Origin of the sequence: Aeromonas sp. 2692-1, assembly GCF_013085505.1 — a bacterium.
GTDB classification, from domain to species: Bacteria; Pseudomonadota; Gammaproteobacteria; order Enterobacterales; family Aeromonadaceae; genus Aeromonas; species Aeromonas hydrophila.
Genome location: NZ_CP038513.1, coordinates 3,341,260 through 3,360,895, shown reverse-complemented (window position 1 = coordinate 3,360,895; position 19,636 = coordinate 3,341,260). Strand labels below are relative to the sequence as shown.

Sequence of the window (19,636 nt, the reverse complement as noted above, 5' to 3'; positions counted from 1 at the left end):
GATACCGCTGTTATGCCTTAACTGGCAATTACAGTGCTCGGCAATTCAACTGGAGCAGGTTCAACTCCCGCAAGGCCACCGAGAACTTGGCGAACTCGTGAGTGCTGGTGGTCTTGAAGTCGGCCAACATGTGGGTCCAACGGGACAAGAGTTGCTCATGCTCCGAAATCCAGTCGGCCAGTATGGTAGCGCATTCTCCCTGATCTTTGCACCCTTCCAGCACCACGGAAGTGAGGCTGCGCTGCTGCCAGTCCAGATCTTCGCGGAAGGAGGCCCGCGCCATCGCCTGCCAGTGGTTCCCCACCGGTTGATGGTTGATCTGGTCGAGGAACCAGTGCAGATCCAGCTTGGCGCCGAGGCGATAGTAGACGTTGGCGGCACGCAGGATGTCGGTCTTGTGCTCCGCGGCGATCTGCGCCAGATCCAGGCTGGAGAAGAGGCTGCTCATGTGGGCCACCTGACGGGCGATGGCTTGTGGCACTTGCTTGGCCACCAACGCCGCGACCGCCTGCTGGTGTTCGGCCACTTCGCTCTCGTCCATCACCTCATAGAGGTGCTGCCCCAGCGTCTCGAAGGCCGGGCGGAAGAAGGCGATGTTCTCGCTGATGCTCCAGCTGCGATTGCGGGCGCGCAGGAACCAGCGGGTGGCGCGGCGCACGATGCGACGGCTGTAGAACATCAGTTCGAGCTGGGTCTCTGCCCCCACCAGGTTGTCGCACCCTTCGATGTCGCGCCACAGCTGATTGAGGCCAAATACCTCGCGTGCCATGGCGAAGCAGCAGGCCACTTCCGCCACCGAGGCACCGGTCTCGTCTTTCATCCGGCTGGCGAAGTTCAGCCCCATGTCGTTGACCAGCATGTTGGCCACCCGGGTCGCGATGATCTCGCCGCGCAGCGGATGCTGGGCCAGTGCCGCCCCGAACTGCTGCTGCAGCTTGGCCGGGAAGCTGGTCACCAGCATGTTGGCGAGGAAGGGCTCGTCGGTCACTTCCGGGCAGTTGAGCTGCTCTTTCAGTACCATTTTGCCGTAAGCCACCAGCACTGCCAGCTCGGGTCGGGTCAGCCCCTGCCCCGCCGCCATCCGCTCGGAGAGCTCCTCGTCGGAGGGCAGGAACTCCAGGGCGCGGTCGAGCTTGCCTTCCCGCTCCAGCCCCTGAATGAAACGCTGCTGCTCCTTGAGCTGCTCGGCACCACGGAAACTGGTCACCGAGATGGACTGGGACTGGCGATAGGCGTTGGTGATGACAATCTGCGCCACGTCGTCGGTCATCTCATAGAGCATCTGGTTGCGCTGCTTGAGGGTCAGGTCACCGGCCGCCACCAGCTGGTTCAGCAGGATCTTGATGTTCACCTCGTTGTCGGAGCAGTCCACCCCGCCCACGTTGTCGGTGAAGTCGGTGTTGATGCGTCCACCCTGGCTGGCGTACTCCACCCGGCCCAGCTGGGTAAAGCCGAGGTTGCCGCCCTCACCCACGATGCGGGCCCGCAGATCGCGGCCATTGACTCGCAGCACGTCGTTGCTGCGATCGCCCACTTCGGCGTCACTCTCGCGGGAACTCTTCACATAGGTGCCGATGCCGCCGTTCCACAGCAGATCGACGTTCAGGCAGAGCAGCGCCTTGATCAGCTCGTTCGGCGCCATGCTGGCCTTGTCGGTGCCGAGCAGGGTCTGGATCTCGGGGCTCAGCTTGATGGACTTGGCCGAGCGCAAGAAGATGCCGCCCCCTTGTGATATCAGCTCCCGGTTGTAGTCATCCCAGCTGGAGCCGGGCAGTTCGAACAGCCGCTTGCGCTCGACGAAGCTCTTGGCCGCATTGGGGGTCGGGTCGATGAAGATGTGCATGTGGTTGAAGGCGCCCACCAGCTGGGTGTGCTCGGAGAGCAGCATGCCGTTGCCGAACACGTCCCCCGCCATATCGCCGATGCCGACGCAGGTGAAGTCGGTGGTCTGGCAGTTGACACCGATCTCGCGAAAATGCCGCTTGACCGATTCCCAGGCGCCGCGGGCGGTGATGCCCATCTTCTTGTGGTCATAGCCAACCGAGCCGCCGGAGGCGAACGCGTCGCCCAGCCAGTGGCCGTATTCGAGACTTATCTCGTTGGCGATGTCGGAGAAGGTCGCGGTGCCCTTGTCGGCGGCCACTACCAGGTAGTAGTCATCCTCGTCGTGACGCACCACGGATTTCGGCGGGATCACCTCGCCGCCGATGATGTTGTCGGTCACATCGAGCAGGCCGCGGATGAACAGACGATAGCAGGCCTTGCCCTCTTCCTGGATGGCAGCACGGGGGGCGCCTGCCGGCATCTGTTTGCAGTAGAAGCCGCCCTTGGCACCGACCGGCACGATGACTGTGTTCTTCACCTGCTGGGCTTTTACCAGACCCAGCACTTCGGTACGGAAGTCCTCCTTGCGATCAGACCAGCGCAGACCGCCACGGGCCACCTTGCCCCAGCGCAGATGTACCCCTTCCACCCGCGGCGAGTAGACGAAGATCTCGAACTTGGGCAGCGGCAGCGGCATGTCGGTGATGCTGGAGGGGGCCAGCTTGAAGGAGATGTAGGGCTTGATGTGGCCTGCCTTGTCCAGCTGGTAGTAGTTGGTGCGCAGGGTGGCGTCGATCATCTCCACATAGCGGCGGATGATGCGATCGTCGTCCAGGTTGGCGACCTGATCAAGCTTGGCGGCGAGCTGCTCGTGCAACTTGGCGGATGCCTTGGCATCTTGCGATGGCACCTTGGCGTCCTGCTTGCCGGCCGGATCAAGGCGCTGTTCGAACAGGGTGAACAACAGCTGGGCGATATCCGGGTAGCGGGTCAGGGTCTCTTCGATATAGGACTGGCTGAAAGAGACGCCGGTCTGCCGCATGTATTTGGCATAGGCGCGCAGCACCGAGACCTGACGACCGGTGAGGCCGGCCCCCAGCACCAGGCGGTTGAAGCCGTCATCTTCCAGCTGCTTGTTCCAGATGGCTGCGAAAGCCTGCTGGAAGCGCTGCTGGCTCTGCTCCAGATCGAACGGCTGCTCACCATGCAGCAGCATGGAGAAGTCGAGGATCCAGAAGATGTCGCCCGCCGGGGTGCGCACCTGATACGGGGTTTCGCCGATGACGCGCAGCCCCATGTTTTCCAGCATGGGCAGCACATCGGAGAGGTGGATGGGTTCGGTGCGGTGGAACAGTTTGAGGCGAACCCGGCGATCGTTCTCCTCCTCCTGGGCGCGGTAGAACAGCATGCCGAGCGGATTGGCTTCGCTCAGGTTGTCCAGCTCCATGATGTCGGCCACGGCAGAACCCGGCAGCACGTCTTCCTTGTAGGCGCGGGGGAAGGCGGTGCTGAAACGGCGGCGCAGTTCGTTGCCGCGGGCTTCACCGTAGTGAGAGAGCAGCACGGAGTCGAGGCGGTCGTCCCAGCTGCGGGCCGCTTCAATCAGGTTGTTCTGTACTTCGTTCACATCCACATCCACGTTGTTGTTGTTGACCCGCACTATGTAGTGGGTCCGTGCCAGCACGCCCTCGGTGAAGTAGACGTTGAACTCCACCTCTTCGCTGCTGCCAAAATATTTCTGCAGGATCTGCTGGGTCTTGACACGCAGCGCCGTGTTGTAGCGCTCCTTGGTGACATAGACCATGCAGGAGAAGAAGCGGCCGTACACGTCGCGGCGCACGAACAGGCGCAGCATGTCGCGCTCCTGCATCTCCAGCACGCCAAGACCGGTGGCCAGCAGCTCCTCTTCACGGGCCTGGATCAGCTCGTCGCGCGGGTAGGTTTCCAGCACGTTCAGCAGCGCCTTGTAGGCGTGGGAGCCCTTCTCGTGACCGGAGGCGGCCATGATGTGCTCGAGACGGTGACTGATGAGCGGGATCTGGGTCGCGCTGGTGTTGTAGATGGAGGAGGCATACAGGCCGATGAAGCGATCTTCCCCCACCACCTTGCCGTGCTCGTCGAAGCGCTTGATGCCGATGTAGTCCACATACGCCGGGCGATGCACCCGTGACTTGCTGTTGGACTTGGTGAGGATCAGCAAATCAGAACTCAGCGCCGCGTGACGGGCACTGGCCGGCATGTTGCCAAGGCGCTGCCCCACTTCCTTGATGGAGTTCTTCATCAGACCCAGGCTGGAGTCGGCCTGGGGCAGGATCTCGTGATCCCCCTCCACCGCCTTGACGTCATAGCGGCGATAGCCCATCAGGGTGAAGTTATGGGCGGCTACCCACTTGAGGAAGGCAACGCAGGAGTCCACTTCGGCCTGACTGACCGGGTTCTTGCGCTTGGGCAGCTCGTCGATGATCTCGTTCAAACGTGCCAGCATCGGCTGCCAGTCACCGACCGCTAGGGCCACTTCACCGGCCACGGAGTTGAGCTCGGCGGTCAGCCCTTCCATCTGCTCCTCGCTGGTGAGGTGATCGATTTCGATGAGGAAGGCGGTCTCGACCGAGGTCTGTTCGGCACTGTTGTCGAGATCCAAAATGGCGCTGATCTTGCCTTCGTTGCCGCGAATGAGGTGCAGCGGCTGGTGCAGCATCATGTGCGCCGTGATGCCCCGGCGCTTGAGCGCCATGCGGATGGAGTCCACCAGGAAGGGGGAGTCCTGCAGGATGATCTCGACGATGGTATGGGGAGACTGCCAGCCATGGCGGGTCAGCTCGGGATTGTAGACCCGGATATAGGGGGAGGTCGAGGTGCGCTGGTTGAGCGCATTCCACAGGCTGAGCGCGGCGCCATAGAGATCGCTGTCATTGCGATCGTGCAGATCGGTGCTCGCCATGTTGCCGTAGAACTTGGCGACGAAGCACTCGACCAGGGAGGCACTCTTCTTGGGCAATTTCTGATGGATCAGGCTGAGAACGTTTTCGAGCAGAACTGAGGTAGGGGCGTCTTTCAATGCCATTTCTATATTCCTTATCGGACGACATTAACCACCGACACAGAGACATCCACCCTGGATGCCCACCGGTACAGAGTTGCTGCGAAGTGTAATGTCTTGGATCAAGGAAGGCGAGCAAAGGTGATAATGAGTTGTTAAAAACAAGGGTCAGATCACGCCTTAAGCTGTGAAAAATTTTGCCGTTCTGGCAAAAAACAGAAAATCCCACTGGGTGGTTACGGATTTACCGGATAGATAGTGACTGAAAGCAGTGAATTGCGCGGAAATATGTTCAAGTTTTGTTAATTTATGCGTTCGAGGCTGATAAAGCGATAATCATCCTGGGTTTTGAGGCGAAAATAGCCATGTACCCCGCTGATGGCGACGAAAGGCCGGATTTTCTCAATGCCCAGCTCCAGGGTCAGCCCCTGCTCGCTGCGTACCACCAGCCGTTTGGCATGGCCCTGATACATCAGCATGACCTCGTCGTGGCTCAGGGACAGGCGAAAGGTAAACTGCTTCACGATGACTCCTCTGGTCTGATAAACGGCCCGGGTGTTGAAAGGGTGGGAGATGGCTCCCCCACCCCGTCGGGTTTACTGCTGCAGTGCCTTGCTCACCTTCTCGAACAGATCCCGCGCCAGCCCCTCGAGGTTGGCCAGACGGGTCAGCTCGGTGCGGATCAGCGCCTTGCGCCCCTCATCGAGCCGCTTGAACTGGATGAGCGGGGTGATGAGGCGGGAGGCCACCTGCGGGTTGACCTCGTTGAGCTCGATCAAGAGATCGGTCAGGAAGCGGTAGCCGCGACCATCGCGCGCATGGAACTGCACCTGGTTGTTCATGGCAAAACTGGCCACCAGCGCCCGCAACCGGTTCGGGTTGCGGATGCTGAAGATGGGATGCGCCATCGCCAGCTTTACCTCCTCCAGCACGTCTTCCGCCGGCTTGCTACCCACCAGTCGCAACCAGTTGTCCAGCACCAGCCCATCCTTGGCCCACTTGCCTTCGAAATCGGCCAGCAGCTCGGAGCGGCACGGCAACAGATGGCTGTTGGCCACCTGCAGCGCTGCCAAGGTGTCGGTCATGTTGTCGGCGGTGGCATATTGCTGGCGTACCAGCAGATCGGCACTGCCGGCGTCGAGCGCCGCCAGATAGCCCAGCACGACCCCCTTGAGCGCCCGCTTGGCCATGTCGGTATGCACCACCTGATACGCCGGCAGGCGCAGCGCCTCGTAACTGCTCGTCAGACGGGCACCGAAGGCGTGGGCCAGCGAGGTGTGGATCTCGTTGCGCACCTGATGGATGGCATCGATGTCGGCCACCTCGAACAACTCGGCCAGGGTCGCTTCACCCGGCAGCGCCAGGATCTCCGCCTTGAGGGCCTGGTCCAGCTCGCCATCGTCCAGAATGGCGACAAAGGCCGCCAGCAGAGTCTGGGAGAGCTCAACCCCCTGCCCGTGCTGGACCCGGGCCACACCGTCGATGACTGCCTTGTTGATCAGCATCTGCGCCGCATCCCAGCGAGCAAACTCGTTGCGGGCATGGCGCATCAGGAAGGCCAGCGCTTCGTCGCTGTAGTCAAAATGCAGCTTGACCGGCGCGGAGAAGTCCCGCAGCAGGGAGGGCACCGGCTTGACCGCCACCCGATCAAACACAAAGGTCTGCTCCGCTTCCAGCACGTCGAGCACGTTGCCGATGGCCTTGCCCTGATACTGCAACGGAATGACGGCCCCTTGCTCATCATAGAGTTCGATGTCGAGCGGAATATGCAGCGGCAGTTTTTGCGGCTGATCCTGGGTCGGCGGGGTGTGCTGGCTCACGTGCAGACGATAGACGCCGCTTTCGGCATCGTACTCGTCGGTCACGGTGAGCTCGGGGGTACCGGACTGGCTGTACCAGCGGCGGAAGCGGCCGAGATCCACCCCGGAGGCGTCTTCCATCGCCTGCACGAAGTCGTCACAGGTAACGGCCTGACCGTCAAAGCGCTCGAAATAGAGGCGCATGCCCGCCTGGAAGGCGGCCTCACCCAGCAGGGTGTGCAGCATGCGGATCACTTCCGAACCCTTCTCGTAGACGGTAAGGGTGTAAAAGTTGTTCATCTCGATCACCACATCCGGGCGGATGGGGTGGGCCATGGGGCCGGCATCTTCGGCAAACTGCGGGCCGCGCACGGTGCGCACGTTGTTGATGCGATTGACCCCGCGTGAGCCCAGATCGGAGGAGAACTCCTGATCCCGGAACACGGTCAGCCCCTCTTTCAGGCTGAGCTGGAACCAGTCGCGGCAGGTGACCCGGTTGCCGGTCCAGTTGTGGAAGTATTCGTGGCCGATCACCCGCTCGATGCCGTGGTAGTCGCTGTCGGTGGCGGTAGCCGGGTTGGCCAGCACGAACTTGGAGTTGAAGATGTTGAGCCCCTTGTTCTCCATGGCGCCCATGTTGAAGAAGTCCACCGCCACGATCATATAGATGTCGAGGTCGTACTCGAGGCCGAAGCGCTGCTCGTCCCAGCGCATGGAGTTGATGAGGCTCTCCATGGCGAAACCGGCGCGGTCCAGGTTGCCCTTGTCGACGAAGATCTCGAGGGCCACCTTGCGGCCGCTCTTGGTGACGTAATGGCTGCGTTCAACGTCGAAGTCCCCGGCCACCAGGGCAAACAGGTAGCTCGGCTTGGGGAAGGGATCCTGCCACTGCACGAAGTGGCGGCCGTCACCCAGATCGCCGCTGTCGACCTTGTTGCCGTTGGAGAGCAGGAAAGGGAACTGGGATTTGTCGGCGGTGATGCGGGTGCTGTAACGGGCCAGAATATCGGGCCGGTCCAGGTAATAGGTGATGCGCCGGAACCCTTCCGCCTCGCACTGGGTGCAGTAGGCATCGCCGGACTTGTAGAGCCCTTCCAGCGCGGTGTTGGCAGCCGGATCCAGCAGGGTCACGATGGTCAGCACGCATTCGGCCGGCAGGTTGAACAGGGTCAGGCTGCTCTCGCCCTGCTCGTACTGGGTGAAGGGTACCCCGTCCACGCTGACGCTGTGCAGGGAGAGCCCCTCCCCATCCAGCACCAGCGGTTCATTGTGCTCGCCATTGCGCCGCAGACGGGAGATGGCGGTCACCTGGGTCAGCGGTTCCTGCAGCTGAAAGTCGAGATCGATGCTGTCGATCCAGTAGAGCGGAGCCCGGTAATCCTGGCGATATTTGGCCGTCATGGCCTGGGAGTGATCGGTCATTATTGTTTGCTTCCACGCTTGTAATTGACGTGTCAGAGGCTGTCACAACCGGTTGGCAGGGTCAAATAGTTTGCATTCAGGCAAAAGAAAGGGCGACCTCAGTCGCCCTTGTTAATTAATTGACTCACTGATGATCAGCTGCGTTTGCTGAGCTTGGCCAGGTCCGCCGTGATGTTGGCAGCCTCGACCAGATACTCGTCGGGGGCCTCGAAATCGGCAGGCAGTTCATCCAGACTCTTCACCGCCGGCTTGCCGAGACGGGCAAGGCGCTCATTGGTACGTTTGAGAGCCTTCTCGTCCTGCTTGGCTTGATCCGCCAGACGTTCCGCCTCGTTGAGGGAGACCGACTTCTTGTCTTTCTCCTCCTTGTAGTCGGCAATGTCCTGCATCACGTAGGCAAACTCCGGATCCTTATTGATCCGTGCCTCGTGGGCAGACTGCAGCTTGGGCAGCAGGCTGGCGAAGTTGCCGAGCTTGTCGTACTTGGCCGATGCAATCTTGTCCCACGGCAAGGCATTGAACTCGCGGCTCTCGCCCGTCTCTTCCGGCGCCACCGCAGCCGGGAAGCTGATGTCCGGAGCGACGCCCTTGTTCTGGGTGCTGCCACCGTTGATCCGGTAGAACTTGGCGATGGTGTACTGCACGTGACCGAGCGGCTGCTCGTAGAAGTCGTACACCTTGGCGAGGCTGCGATGCTGCTGCACCGTACCCTTGCCGAACGAGTTTTCGCCGAGGATCAGTGCGCGGCCGTAATCCTGCATGGCGGCGGCAAAGATCTCGGAGGCCGAGGCGCTGTAGCGGTCGATCATCACCGACATGGGGCCGCCGTAGTAGACGTTGCCGTCGTCATCACCGTTGACGGTGATACGGCCCATGTGATCCCGGATCTGCACCACGGGACCGCTGGCAAAGAACAGGCCGCTCAGGGCAGAGGCTTCAGTCAGCGCGCCGCCGCCGTTGCCACGCAGATCGACGATGAGGCCATCGATCTTCTGCTTGTTGAGGCTGGAGAGCTCCTTGATCACGTCATCGTGCAGGTTGACGTAGAAACTCGGGATCTCGAGCACCCCGATCTTCTTGCCTTCGGCGGTGATCACCTTGGACTTGGCGGCTCGGTCTTCCAGGCGCACCTTGTCGCGCACCAGCTCGATCTGCTCGGTCTTGGCAGCGGCGCCCTTGCCACGCTGGATCTCCAGCTTCACCTTGCTGCCTTTTGGTCCCTTGATGAGTTCGACCACGTCGTCGAGACGCCAGCCGATCACATCGACAATCTTGCCGTCGTCCTGCCCTACCCCGACGATCTTGTCATCAGGCTTGAGGTGGTTGGACTTGGCAGCCGGGCCACCGGGCACCAGGGAGCGAATGACGGTGAAGTCATCCTCGGCCTGCAGCACGGCACCAATCCCCTCCAGCGAGAGGTTCATCTCGGTGTTGAAACGATCGGCGCTGCGCGGAGACAGATAGCTGGTGTGCGGTTCGATGGCGCGAGCGAAGGAGTTCATGAAGAGCTGGAACACGTCCTCGCTCTCGGTCTGGGACATCCGCTTGATGGCGTTGTTGTAACGCTTGCCAAGCAGTTCCTTGATCTCGGGCCACTCCTTGCCGCTGAGCTTGAGGCTCAGGGCATCGAACTTGACCCGCTGGCGCCACAACTCATTGAGTTCGGCTTCGTCTTTCGGCCAGGCCGCCCCTTCCCGATCAAAGATATAGTTGTCGGGCTGGGTAAAATCGAAAGGAGTATCGAGCAGTTTGAGGGCGTATTCGAACCGCTCATAACGCCGCTGCTGACTCAGATTGAACATCTCGTAAGCCGGGGCCAGCCGTCCTCTCTCGAGGTCGGTGTCAAAACCGGTACGGTACTTTTCAAAGCGGCTGATATCAGAGGCCAGAAACAGGTTGCGGCTGTAGTCCAGATTCTCCAGATACTTGTCAAAGATCACGGAGGAAAAGGCATCGTCCAGCTTGAACTGCTTGTAATGCGAGCGGGTAAACAGATTGGCAATTCGCTTGCTAGCCGTAGCATGTTGGCTCTCCTGAGCCAACACAGGCAAATCACTTTCCTTGAGCACCGGCTCGATGGCCTGTGCAAGCCCGGCAAGCGCCAGGCTACAGGCAACGAGGGAAAAACGAATTACGCCATGCTTCAACATTTGTCTCCTTAGAGAACCAGGTGCTCGAATTTGACCCGCAGCATCATGCCGGTCTGCAATTGAACCTGAACGTCATCCTTGGTCACTTCCTTGATGGTGGCCGGCACCGGAGACTTGCCCAGCACAACCCGGACGCCCTGATCCACTTTCAGGGTAGCGGCATCCACTTTGACCAGCGGTGCTTCGACAGCGACGGGAGCAGCCTTGGGAGCGGCTTTCGGCTTGTCGGATTTGGCGGCAGCATCGGCCTTGCGCGGGGCCGGACGACGTGGCTGCTTGGCCTTCTCTTCCTTGGTGTTGGTACGACGGCTGGCAAAGACACGCTCTTTGCTCTCTTTGAGGGCTTGCTTGGCGTGCTCGATGTGCTCTTCGGTGAGCAGCTCGCCCGGATTGCCGTCCAGATCGACACGGGCCTGGCCGGCCTTGAGGCCATGCAGGTAACGCCAGCTGGAGGTGTATTGACGCAGAGCAGAACGCAGCATGGTCTTGGAGACTCTGGCGTCGTCAGCAAGACGCTCGGCCAAATCCTGGAAGATGCCAATCTTGAGCGGCTTGGCCTCTCCTTCAGCGATGAAGCAGGCCGGGAATTTCTCGACCAGGTAGGCAACGATCTCTTTACTGTTCTTCAGCTTCTCAGTGTTTTCCATGTATAACCTTGGCTTTCATATAAACGCGCGGGCACACCCGAGCACAACAAAGGCCCCATTATAGAGAGCTTGGGGCCTTTTGCGAACCATCAAGCAATGACTTAGAGCATGCTTTCCAAAATTTGCACCGTTTCTTCCAGTCCAATCCGGTCTTGCGCATCAAAGCGGTTAAAGATTGGACTATCGATATCCAGTACGCCAATGATCTCGCCACCACGCCGCAGCGGGATCACGATTTCGGCATTGCTGGCACCGTCGCAGGCGATGTGACCTTCAAACTGGTGCACGTCGTCGATGAGCTGGGTCTTGCCCTCGGCCACCGCCGTACCACATACCCCGCGCCCGACCGGAATGCGCACGCAGGCCGGCTTGCCCTGGAACGGGCCGAGCACCAGGGTCTCACCCTGCAACAGGTAAAAGCCGACCCAGTTGATGTCGGCCAGCTCCTGGTTGAGCAGTGCAGACAGGTTGGCCAGGTTGGCGATGAGATCCGGCTCCCCTTCCAGCAATGCCTGGGCCTGCTGGTTGAGGGTGCGATAAAATGCTTGTTTTTCAATCATGATTAAATGAACTTCACTCCCTGACAATCAGTGCAAGGTAACGCCCCGCCTGAAAAATTCAAATCAATTTTCACCTCACCCCCCATCCTTTCTTCAATCAGGCGAGGCATTTAGCGGGCGACGGAGAGCGCCAGTTGCTGGCGCTGGCCATTGCTCCACTCGATATTGAGCAGCCAGACCATCATCGGCGAGGTGCAGGATCCCACCAGGGTAGTCCCCTGCCAGCCTTGCTCGGTGGCCTCAAAGTTGACCGGAATGGTCCCCATGAACATGTCCCGCCCCTCCAGCCATGCTTTTACCGGCGTCACGGCCGGCTCGCCGCCCTGAAGCTGTATCACAAAGTCACGTTCGGCCTGCACCGGCAGCGATGCGATGCGGGCGATCAGCGGCTTATTCCCCGCTTGCAGGGGGCATGAGCTGTGGGACAGATCACAAATCTGATCTTTTTCTGATCCCGCCACCGCCGTCTGTACGTTGCCGAACCAGGTTCGATAGGCAACCAATCCGAGCAAAATGGCCAGGACGATCGCCAAATGGACAATTTTGCGTGAAGTGAGTCTCTCTTTCATGAAAAAACAGCCTTGTAAGATGTCTGAAAAATGACATTTTCGTGATCTCGCGCAAGGTAAATAATTGAACAGGCGAGACCCAACGGAGCCAAATATATCACTGTTTATACTGTTATTTTACCTGTCAGTTCAGTATCATTCCCATTGAATTTTCATTTAGCTACTTTTTGCTTTTCCTTTTATTAACAGTTGTTAACAAGAGAAAAGGCAGTAGCCAATGAAGTCGGTCCACGTCACTGGACACAAAATCAAACAACAGCAGCATCGGAAGCGGAATACAACGATGAGCCATACAACTAACCATCCTGAGTACAACTACACCGTTGTTCGCCAGTTCACCATCATGACGATTGTCTGGGGAATTGTCGGCATGTCGGTTGGCGTACTGATCGCAGCCCAGTTGATCTGGCCTGCCCTCAACTTTGATACTCCCTGGCTGACTTACAGTCGCCTTCGCCCTCTGCACACCAACGCGGTCATCTTCGCGTTTGGCTGTAGCGCCCTGATGGCGACCTCCTTCTATGTGGTGCAACGCACCTGTCAAACCCGACTGTTCGGCGGCAAGCTTGCCTCCTTCGTGTTCTGGGGCTGGCAGGCAATCATCCTCTCGGCCGCCATTTCGCTGCCGCTGGGATACACCACCTCCAAGGAGTACGCAGAGCTGGAATGGCCGATTGATATCGCCATCACCATCGTCTGGGTCGCCTATGCCGTGGTCTTCTTCGGCACCCTGGTCAAGCGCACCACCTCCCACATCTATGTGGCGAACTGGTTCTTCGGTGCCTTCATCATCACGGTGGCCGTGCTGCACATCGTCAACAACATGGAAGTGCCGCTCTCGGGCATGAAATCCTACTCCATGTACTCTGGCGCCATGGATGCCATGGTGCAGTGGTGGTATGGCCACAACGCGGTAGGCTTCCTGCTGACCGCCGGCTTCCTCGGCATGATGTATTACTTCGTGCCCAAGCAGGCGGGTCGTCCGGTCTACTCCTACCGTCTCTCCATCGTTCACTTCTGGGCGCTGATCTCCCTCTACATCTGGGCCGGTCCGCACCACCTGCACTATACCGCGCTGCCTGACTGGGCCCAGTCGCTGGGCATGGTGATGTCCCTGATCCTGTTCGTGCCCTCCTGGGGCGGCATGATCAACGGCATCATGACCCTCTCCGGTGCCTGGCACAAACTGCGTTATGACCCCATCCTGCGCTTCCTGATCGTGTCCCTGTCGTTCTACGGCATGTCCACCTTCGAAGGCCCGATGATGGCGATCAAGACCGTCAACGCCCTCTCCCACTACACCGACTGGACCATCGGTCACGTCCACTCCGGCGCACTGGGCTGGGTTGCCATGGTCTCTATCGGTGCCGTGTACCACCTGATCCCGAACCTGTTCGGCCAGGGCCGCATGTACAGCATCAAGCTCATCAACGTCCACTTCTGGCTGGCTACCGTGGGCACCGTGCTCTACATCGTCGCCATGTGGATTTCCGGGGTGATGCAGGGTCTGATGTGGCGTGCAGTCAACGACGACGGCACCCTGACCTACAGCTTCGTAGAAGCGCTGCAGGCCTCTTATCCCTTCTACTTCGTGCGCTTCCTGGGTGGCTGCTTCTTTGTCACCGGCATGTTGCTGATGGCCTACAACGCCTATCGCACCATCACTGCGCCCAAAGGTTCCCTGGAACCTGTCGCACAGCCAGCATGATTGAAGAGGTCAAAGCATGAGCAACAATAACCGTCACGAGATCTTTGAAAAGAGCGTTCCCATGCTGGTGGTCGGCATCATATTTGCCATCAGCCTGGGGGGCCTGGTCGAAATCACCCCGCTGTTCTTCCAGAAGCAGACCACTGAGCCGGTCGAAGGCCTCAAGCCTTATACCGCTCTGCAGATGGAAGGGCGCGACATCTTCATCCGCGAAGGCTGCACTGTCTGCCACAGCCAGATGATCCGTCCGTTCCGCGCCGAAACCGAGCGTTATGGCCACTACTCGGTCGCCGGTGAGAGCGTGTGGGAGCACCCCTTCCTGTGGGGCTCCAAGCGTACCGGCCCGGATCTGGCCCGGGTTGGCGGTCGTTATTCCGACGACTGGCACCGTGCTCACCTGATCAACCCGCGCGACGTGGTGCCCGAGTCCAACATGCCCGCCTTCCCCTGGCTCGACACCAACGTGCTGACCGGTGAACTGACTGGTAAGAAGCTGGCCCTGTTCCGCGATCACTTCGGCGTACCCTACACGGATGCCGACATTCAGGGTGCCGGTGAGGCCGTGAAGGGCAAGACCGAGCTGGATGCGCTGGTAGCCTATCTGCAATCACTGGGTCATGCCCTGAAATAAAGGAGTCAGGATATGGATTACGGCACATTTCGCGGCCTGTATACCCTGCTGTTGATGGCCATCATGATCGGCATCATCGTCTGGGCCTACAGCAAGCGCCGCAAGACCTCCTTCGATGAGGCTGCCAATCTGGTTTTTGCCGACGACGAGCAACCCAGTGCTGATAACAAGAACGCAGGAGCGAAACAATAATGAGCACTTTGTTTAGCATTTTTGTCACCGTCATCAGTCTGGGGACCATCCTCGGCTGCTTCTTGCTGCTGGTCTGGTGCCTGCGCGACAAGATGGGGGTGGAAGAGGGCAAGTCCATGGGACACGCCTTCGACGGCATCGAAGAGATCAACAACCCGCTGCCGAAGTGGTGGACCTACATGTTCCTCTTCTTCATCGTCACCGGTCTGGTCTATCTGATTGCCTTCCCGGGCCTTGGCAACTTCAAGGGCGTACTGGGCTGGCAGAGCTCCAACCAGGACGTACGCTCGCTGGCCGAGTCCAAGGCTGCGGCGGCCTCCGCCAAGGCTGAAGGGCGCGCGGTGGAGTACGATCGCGAGCTCATCAAGGCCGACGAGATCTACGGCGCCAAGTTCCGCGAGCTGGCCTATCAGGCCGATGGCAAGACCTATCGTGCCATCGAAGAGATCGCCGCCGATCCGGAGGCCCGCAAGGTGGGTCAGCGTCTGTTCCTGCAGAACTGCTCCCAGTGCCATGGCTCCGATGCCCGCGGTGGTCGCGGTTTCCCGAACCTGACCGACAGCGAATGGCAATGGGGCGGCGCGCCCGACCAGATCAAGACCACCATCATGGGCGGTCGTCAGGGCGTGATGGCAGCCTGGGGCGAGATCCTCGGCAAGGACGGGGTCAAGGAAGTGGCCTCCTACGTGCTGAGCCTCTCCGGTCGCAAGGTGGACATGGTGGAAGCCAAGAAGGGTGAAGCACGCTTCACCATCTGCGCCGCCTGTCACGGTCCGGACGCCAAGGGTGGCATCGCCTTCGGGGCGCCAGATCTCACCAACAACACCTGGCTCTATGGCGGTTCCCGTCAGGTGGTCGAGCAGACCATCACCCATGGCCGTCACGGCGTGATGCCGGCCTGGAAGGATATTCTGGGTGAAGACAAGGTGCACCTGCTCGCCTCCTACGTTTACAGCTTGTCCCACAACGACCAGCAAAATAAGCAGTAACATGTGATAAACACGTGATTACTCAGCAAAAAGCCTCGACTCTTCGAGGCTTTTTGTTATCTTATGTTGACTGAAATTCCTCTGTTTCGTTAATCACTGGTTTCACGGTAGTAGCACTATGTCCCAACCCTGGTATCGCCAATTCTGGCCCTGGTTCATCATCGCCCTCCCGACCGCAGCCGTGATCGGCAGCATCAGCACGGCGATCATCGCCAGCAAGGATGGCGTCAACCTGGTGGCCGAAGACTATTACAAGCAAGGCAAAGAGATTAATCAGGATCTCAGCAAGTTTGATCGCTCCGAAGCCCTCAACATCCACATCGCGCTGGAGGTCAACGGCAACGAGCTGACCCTCAAGCCGCTGTCGGGGGATATCCCGGCCGGCCAGGCGCTCTACCTCTCCCTGTTTCACCCCACCCTCGCCGGCATGGACAGCGAGCACATGGTGACCGCCGACGGCAACGGCGTCTATCGCCTGCTGCTCGACAAGCCGCTCACCGGCAAGTGGCATGTGCGGGTGGATGCCTTCAACCACGAATGGCGGCTGCAAGAGACTGTCCAGCTCCCCACCAAGGCCCCCGTCGAACTCGATCCCAAAGGACGCTGAGTCATGAGCCGTCCTGTTCACCATGACACGCCGGCAGCAACCGGCGCTTCACTGCTTTTGCCGACAGGCCGGGCGGCCTGCGGCCAGCTGTCATGAGCGGCTGCTTTCACTGTGGTGAGCCGGTACCCGCCGGCAGCCGCTATGCCCTCGAGATAAGAGGCATAGTCCAGCCCATGTGCTGCCCCGGTTGTCAGGCGGTGGCGGAAACCATTCTGGAGTGCGGCCTGGCCAGCTACTACGAGCACCGCACCGCCCCCGGCACCAAGGGCGAGCTGGTACCCGCAGAGCTCGCCGCCCTCACCCACTACGATCTGGCCGAAGTGCAGCAGGATTTTGTCACCGACAGCGCCACCGGCAGCCACAAGGTGCGCGAGATCCAGCTAACGGTGGAAGGCTTGACCTGCGCCGCCTGTGCCTGGCTCATCGAACGTCATCTGGGCAACCTGGCCGGGCTGCACTACATCAACGTCAACACCACTACCCACCGGGCCCGCATCAAGTGGGATCCGGACCGGCTCTCTTTGAGCGACATCCTCAAGGGCTTTGCCAAGATTGGCTATCGCGCCTACCCCTTCCAGACTCACCAGCAGGAAGCGCTCTATGCCAAAGAGGTGCGCAGCTACATGTTCCGGCTGGCACTGGCGGGGCTCGGCTCCATGCAGGTGATGATGTGCGCGGTGGCGCTCTACATGGACCTCTTCATCAGTGTCGAAGAGGAGTTCATGGTCTACTTCAAGTGGATAAGTCTGCTGCTCTCCACCCCCATCATGATCTACTCGGCCCAGCCCTTCTACGTGGGCGCCTGGCGCAGCCTCAAGCAGGGGCACCTCTCCATGGACGTGTCGGTGTCGTTGGCGCTGATCGGTGCCTTCGTCGCCTCCATGTGGGCCACCGTGTTCAATACCGGTGAGGTCTATTACGACTCCATCACCATGTTCGTCTTCTTCCTGCTGCTGGGGCGCTTCCTCGAGCTGCGGGCCAGACGCAAGGCCTCCGAGTCGAGCTCCAACCTGGCGCGGCTGGTACCCATCATGGCCACCCGGCTCGATGAGGATGGCGAACACGAAGTGGCCGCCAAGACGCTGCAGGTTGGCGACCGGGTGCGAGTGCTGGCGGGGGCCACCCTGCCGGCGGATGGCACCATACTGCTTGGGCAGGCCAGCCTCAACGAATCCATGCTGACCGGCGAACAGCTGCCGCTGCTCAAGCAGGCGGGGGATGCCGTCTATGCCGGCACCATCAACACCGACGCCCCCCTCGAGATCCGGGTCAGCCATCGTATCGAAGAGTCGCGCCTGGCCCAGATCATGCGGCTGCAGGATCACGCGCTGGACGACAAACCGGCCATCGCCCAGATGGCGGACGTGCTATCCCGCCACTTCATTCTGGTGCTGCTGTTCATCGCCGCTGGCGTCTGGACCTTCTGGCATTTCCATCAGCCGGAGCAGGCCTTCTGGGTCACCCTGGCGGTGCTGGTCGCGACCTGCCCCTGCGCCCTGTCGCTGGCCACCCCCACCGCGCTCACCTCGGCCACCGCCCACCTGACCCGTGCCGGCATCCTGCTGCGCCGCGGTCACGTGCTGGACGTACTGACCCGAGCCAACCGCATCGTGATGGACAAGACCGGCACCCTGACCACCGGCAACATCAGCCTCACCAGCACGGAGGCCTTGGGTAATCTCGACGAGACGCGCTGCCTTGCCATCGCCCGCGCCCTGGAGGCCTATTCCGAACACCCCATCGCCCGCGCCTTTCGCAGCAACGCCGCAGAGGACGCCGTGCTGCTGGCGGCCAGCAAGGTGACCCCCGTCATCGGACACGGTATCGAAGGGGTGATCGACGGTCGTCACTATCGCCTCGGCAGTGCTCGCTGGCTCGGCATCAACGATACCCACGCAGCGCAAGCGGACGGGCTGGTCATCTATCTGGCCGACGAGGATCGGGCGCTCGCCCGTTTCCTGCTGACCGACACCCTGCGCCCCGATGCGAAGGCGCTGATCCAGGCCTTCAAGGCGGCCGGCCTCAAGACCACCATCCTCACCGGCGACAGCTCGGCCCAGGCCGACGAGGTTGCCCGCGAGCTGGGGGTCGACGAGCTGGTCAAGGGCGTCACGCCGGATGGCAAGCTGGCCTACCTCAAGGAGCACGAGACCCGCGGCGACATTAGCATCATGGTGGGAGATGGCATCAACGACGCCCCTGTGCTGGCCGGCGCCCACGCCTCCTTCGCCATGGCCGGCGGCACCGATCTGGCCAAGAACAGCGCCGATGCCATCTTGCTGGCCGACGATCTCTCCCGCCTGCTGGATGCCCGCGCCCTGGCGCTGCGCACCCGCAAGATCATCAAGGAGAACTTCGCCTGGTCCATCGGTTACAACCTGCTGGTACTGCCGTTGGCGGCGAGCGGCTGGCTGCCCCCCTACGTGGCGGCGGCGGGCATGTCATTGAGCTCCCTCATCGTGGTCACCAACTCCATGCGGCTCAACCGCTGAGCCGTGGCCACAGGGACAGACAGGGTGAAGGGAGCTGGCTACGCTCAGGCTCCCTTCACCATCACATCGACGGGTCTGCGGCCACCAAGGTGGTGTACCATAACCCTTTTCATTGCAAGGCTTGCTGCATGAACATCATCTTCGTCCTCATCCCCATCGCCATCCTCTTCGTCATCATCGCCGGCGCCGTCTTCTTCTGGGCCATTCGCTCCGAACAGTTTGAAGATCTCGACCGCCAGGGTTCCAATATCCTGTTCGATGAAGAGCAACCCGCCCCCAAACACGTCGAACACGAGCACAAAGATGACGGCCACCCTTGATCTGCTGGGCGCCCTGCTGGTGGGACTGGCTGGCGCCGGCCACTGCATCGGCATGTGCGGCGGTGTCTCCGCCGCCCTCTCCATGGCCATTCCTGCCGAGAAGCAGCACTTCTGGGGCCGGCTCGGTTACCTGCTCAACTACAACCTCGGCCGGATCTTGAGCTATGTGATTGCCGGAGCCTTGGTCGGGGGGCTGCTGGCCACCACCAGTGAACTCGGCGCGGGCAAGCACGCCATCGCCGGCCTGCGGCTGGTAGCGGCCTTCCTGATGATTGCCCTCGGGCTCTATCTCGCCGGCTGGTGGCAGGGGGTGTTGCTGCTCGAGCGCATTGGCACCAGGTTGTGGCCCCGCCTCAAGCCGCTGGCGGGCAAGTTCATCCCCTTCACCTCGGCCTGGCAGGCACTGCCGTTTGGCATGGTGTGGGGCTGGCTCCCCTGCGGGCTGGTCTACTCCATGCTGACCTGGAGCGCAGCGGCGGGATCCGCCGGCGGTGGAGCGCTGATCATGCTCTTTTTCGGCCTCGGCACCCTGCCGACCCTGTTTGCGCTGGGGGGGCTGGCGGATCGGCTGCGCTACTGGCTGACCCTGCGCAGTTTGCGCCTTGGTGGCGCCCTGCTGCTCATCGCATACGGGCTGCATACCCTCTGGATCGGGATTGCGTCCTTTTGAAACCCTATCCAAAACG

General features: G+C 60.6%; 15 protein-coding genes. 8 read left to right on the top strand and 7 right to left on the bottom strand.

The annotated features are described in order from the left end of the window. Positions 1-28: 28 nt before the first annotated feature. The 7 genes from E5E97_RS15840 to E5E97_RS15810 all read right to left on the bottom strand — a co-directional run bounded on the left by E5E97_RS15840 (position 29) and on the right by E5E97_RS15810 (position 12,011). On the bottom strand, positions 29-4,888 hold the full coding sequence (locus tag E5E97_RS15840; protein ID WP_171280540.1) for an NAD-glutamate dehydrogenase: 4,860 nt from the start codon (positions 4,886-4,888) through the stop codon (positions 29-31). A 278-nt stretch (positions 4,889-5,166) separates the two neighbouring features. Further along, entirely contained in the window at positions 5,167-5,388 is a 222-nt protein-coding gene (locus E5E97_RS15835; protein ID WP_005300804.1) for a DUF2835 domain-containing protein, read from the bottom strand. Between the two features lie 72 nt (positions 5,389-5,460). After that, on the bottom strand, positions 5,461-8,085 hold the full coding sequence (gene pepN, locus E5E97_RS15830; protein WP_171280539.1) for an aminopeptidase N: 2,625 nt from the start codon (positions 8,083-8,085) through the stop codon (positions 5,461-5,463). A gap of 134 nt (positions 8,086-8,219) precedes the next feature. Then, positions 8,220-10,235, bottom strand: coding sequence for a carboxy terminal-processing peptidase (prc, locus tag E5E97_RS15825; RefSeq protein ID WP_171280538.1), 2,016 nt, complete (start codon positions 10,233-10,235; stop codon positions 8,220-8,222). An 8-nt stretch (positions 10,236-10,243) separates the two neighbouring features. Next, complete coding sequence (gene proQ, locus E5E97_RS15820; RefSeq protein ID WP_011706143.1) at positions 10,244-10,882, bottom strand: RNA chaperone ProQ; 639 nt, start codon at positions 10,880-10,882, stop codon at positions 10,244-10,246. Between the two features lie 101 nt (positions 10,883-10,983). Next, positions 10,984-11,442, bottom strand: a complete 459-nt coding sequence (locus E5E97_RS15815; protein ID WP_011706144.1) for a GAF domain-containing protein — start codon at positions 11,440-11,442, stop codon at positions 10,984-10,986. Positions 11,443-11,552: 110 nt separating this feature from the next. Further along, positions 11,553-12,011, bottom strand: a complete 459-nt coding sequence (locus tag E5E97_RS15810) for a hypothetical protein (RefSeq protein ID WP_118881248.1) — start codon at positions 12,009-12,011, stop codon at positions 11,553-11,555. 283 nt (positions 12,012-12,294) lie between these two features. Here E5E97_RS15810 and ccoN point away from each other — a divergent pair, with 283 nt between their 5' ends. The 8 genes from ccoN to E5E97_RS15770 all read left to right on the top strand — a co-directional run bounded on the left by ccoN (position 12,295) and on the right by E5E97_RS15770 (position 19,620). After that, positions 12,295-13,719 (top strand): cytochrome-c oxidase, cbb3-type subunit I, encoded by a 1,425-nt coding sequence (gene ccoN / locus E5E97_RS15805; RefSeq protein ID WP_016350679.1) that lies wholly within the window; start codon positions 12,295-12,297, stop codon positions 13,717-13,719. A gap of 16 nt (positions 13,720-13,735) precedes the next feature. Beyond that, entirely contained in the window at positions 13,736-14,350 is a 615-nt protein-coding gene (ccoO, locus tag E5E97_RS15800) for a cytochrome-c oxidase, cbb3-type subunit II (RefSeq protein WP_005300783.1), read from the top strand. 12 nt (positions 14,351-14,362) lie between these two features. Beyond that, positions 14,363-14,542 (top strand): CcoQ/FixQ family Cbb3-type cytochrome c oxidase assembly chaperone, encoded by a 180-nt coding sequence (locus E5E97_RS15795; protein WP_005300779.1) that lies wholly within the window; start codon positions 14,363-14,365, stop codon positions 14,540-14,542. Continuing rightward, complete coding sequence (gene ccoP / locus E5E97_RS15790; protein ID WP_011706147.1) at positions 14,542-15,531, top strand: cytochrome-c oxidase, cbb3-type subunit III; 990 nt, start codon at positions 14,542-14,544, stop codon at positions 15,529-15,531. The genes E5E97_RS15795 and ccoP overlap by 1 nt, the downstream gene beginning before the upstream one ends. Before the next feature lie 118 nt (positions 15,532-15,649). Then, complete coding sequence (locus tag E5E97_RS15785; RefSeq protein ID WP_011706148.1) at positions 15,650-16,138, top strand: FixH family protein; 489 nt, start codon at positions 15,650-15,652, stop codon at positions 16,136-16,138. 92 nt (positions 16,139-16,230) lie between these two features. Then, positions 16,231-18,630 (top strand): heavy metal translocating P-type ATPase, encoded by a 2,400-nt coding sequence (locus tag E5E97_RS15780; protein WP_171280537.1) that lies wholly within the window; start codon positions 16,231-16,233, stop codon positions 18,628-18,630. Positions 18,631-18,758: 128 nt separating this feature from the next. Continuing rightward, positions 18,759-18,950, top strand: coding sequence for a cbb3-type cytochrome oxidase assembly protein CcoS (gene ccoS / locus E5E97_RS15775; protein WP_024945238.1), 192 nt, complete (start codon positions 18,759-18,761; stop codon positions 18,948-18,950). Beyond that, positions 18,934-19,620, top strand: a complete 687-nt coding sequence (locus E5E97_RS15770; RefSeq protein ID WP_171280536.1) for a sulfite exporter TauE/SafE family protein — start codon at positions 18,934-18,936, stop codon at positions 19,618-19,620. The genes ccoS and E5E97_RS15770 overlap by 17 nt, the downstream gene beginning before the upstream one ends. The last annotated feature ends 16 nt before the right edge of the window (positions 19,621-19,636 follow it).